This is a genomic window from Streptomyces sp. NPDC005803 (genome assembly GCF_040630435.1).
In the GTDB taxonomy this organism is placed as follows: Bacteria; Actinomycetota; Actinomycetes; order Streptomycetales; family Streptomycetaceae; genus Streptomyces.
Genome location: NZ_JBEXXO010000081.1, coordinates 1 through 1,521, shown reverse-complemented (window position 1 = coordinate 1,521; position 1,521 = coordinate 1). Strand labels below are relative to the sequence as shown.

Below are 1,521 nucleotides of genomic sequence, written 5' to 3'. Positions count from 1 at the left end.
GATCGGTGAGGCAGTGGAGCGTGCCGTCCTTGCGGCGGCGTGCCCCGAACGACCAGGCCTGGGAGTCGGCGGAGACGAGTTCGTTGCCGTAGAGGTTGAGGCCGCTGGACTTCACACCGAAGCCGTGGAGGTTGAGGCCGCGGTCGCTGAAGTGGGCGACTAGTTGGGCGATCTCGTCGGTGGCCTCGCGTCGGCAGACGCTGCCGAGTCCGACGACGGGTTCGGCGGCGAGGTCGACGCCGGCTGCCTCGTAGAGGCTGGCGCAGTACTTGTAGTCGTCCAGGGTCTGTCCCTGAAGGACGGGGATGATCTTGAGGTCGGGGGCGATGCGTCGTAGCTCGAGGAAGTTGTCGACGGTGTAGCGGCAGTGGATTCGGACGGCTGTGGTGAGGTCCTGCTCGGGGTCGTCGGGCTTGAGGCCGCGAGCCTCGCGCGTGCCGGCGAAGTGCTGGCCGTCGTGCCACCCGCCGAAGATGGTCCATGGCTCGGTCATCCAGTCCTGCGGTGCGATCCAGAGCACCATGTCCTCGCCGAGTTCGCTGATGTAGCGACGTACCTCGACGACGTACTCCTGCGGGGTGGAACGCCACCGGCCGTGTTGCTGGAGTTCGGTGTACCCGCCGGAGTCCATCGCGCACGGATGAAGGGCCCGCGGCATCCTCCGCTTGCGTCGCGCGAACCGGTTGCGTGAGACGAAGAAGGTGATGCCGTCGAAGCGTGGATCGGGGGACCAGAGCCAGTGGTCCTCGCAGGTGCCGAGCATGAGGGTGGCTTTCACGTCGTGAGTAGCCGGTTCGATCGGCGGTACGCGGCTATGGCGGCGACGGCTGCGAGCGTCATGTACGTCTTAGCGAGGATCTGGCCGGCAAGGAACTCCTGGCTGTGGAAGGCGATGCCGAGGAACAGCACGCTGTCGAGGACGAGGCCGGCGGCGCTGGCGGCGAGGACGGCTCCGACGAGGAGGCGTCGGCCGCGGAGCCAGGTGTATACGAGGGTGTCGGCGAGTTCGGAGACAACGAACCCGGCGACGGAGGCGAGGGCGAGGGCCTGGTCGGCGAGGAGGTAGGAGACGGCGGCGCCGGTGGCGACGGCGTAAAGGGCGCTGCGCCGGCCCAGGAGTTGCTGCACTGCGTCGCGGAGGATGAGGGCGAGACCGACCATGTAGACGCCGGCCGGGGCCTGGTAGCCGAAGCCGACGTCTACGGGGCCGATGTTGGCTACGAGCCAGTTGGCTACGGGAATGGTCGAGATGTAGGCGGTGAGGGCCGCGAGGGCGTAGGCGTTCCGCTTCGGAGTGAGAACCGGGGCGTGGGTCTGGATGTGCATGGGGCGGTGGTCTCTCACATTTCAGGTTGTGGGGCCGACGCGGGCCGCCCAGACGGTCGAGTGTCGGGACGGCCCGGGGGTTACCGGCTGGCGGTGAGTTCGGTGTCGCACGGGCAGTAGATGCGGCCCTGGCGGCGTCGGCTCCGCGATCGGGATCGCCGCGGTCGGCTCGGTGTTCTTCGCGCAGGTGGGCTC

The 1,521-nt window shown here is 68.3% G+C and carries 2 protein-coding genes; both read right to left on the bottom strand.

What is annotated here, in order from left to right; translation table 11 throughout:
• A partial coding sequence (locus ABZ454_RS38855) for a hypothetical protein (protein WP_359544138.1) occupies nucleotides 1-778 on the bottom strand: 778 nt, incomplete at its 3' end.
• Complete coding sequence (locus ABZ454_RS38850) at nucleotides 775-1,326, bottom strand: VUT family protein (RefSeq protein WP_359544137.1); 552 nt, start codon at nucleotides 1,324-1,326, stop codon at nucleotides 775-777. The genes ABZ454_RS38855 and ABZ454_RS38850, both read right to left, overlap by 4 nt.
• Between the last annotated feature and the right edge of the window lie 195 nt (nucleotides 1,327-1,521).

Bases quoted from the DNA above. Each gene is read 5' to 3' on its own strand.
- ABZ454_RS38850 (WP_359544137.1), bottom strand. From the start codon at position 1,326: ATGCACATCCAGACCCACGCCCCGGTTCTCACTCCGAAGCGGAACGCC.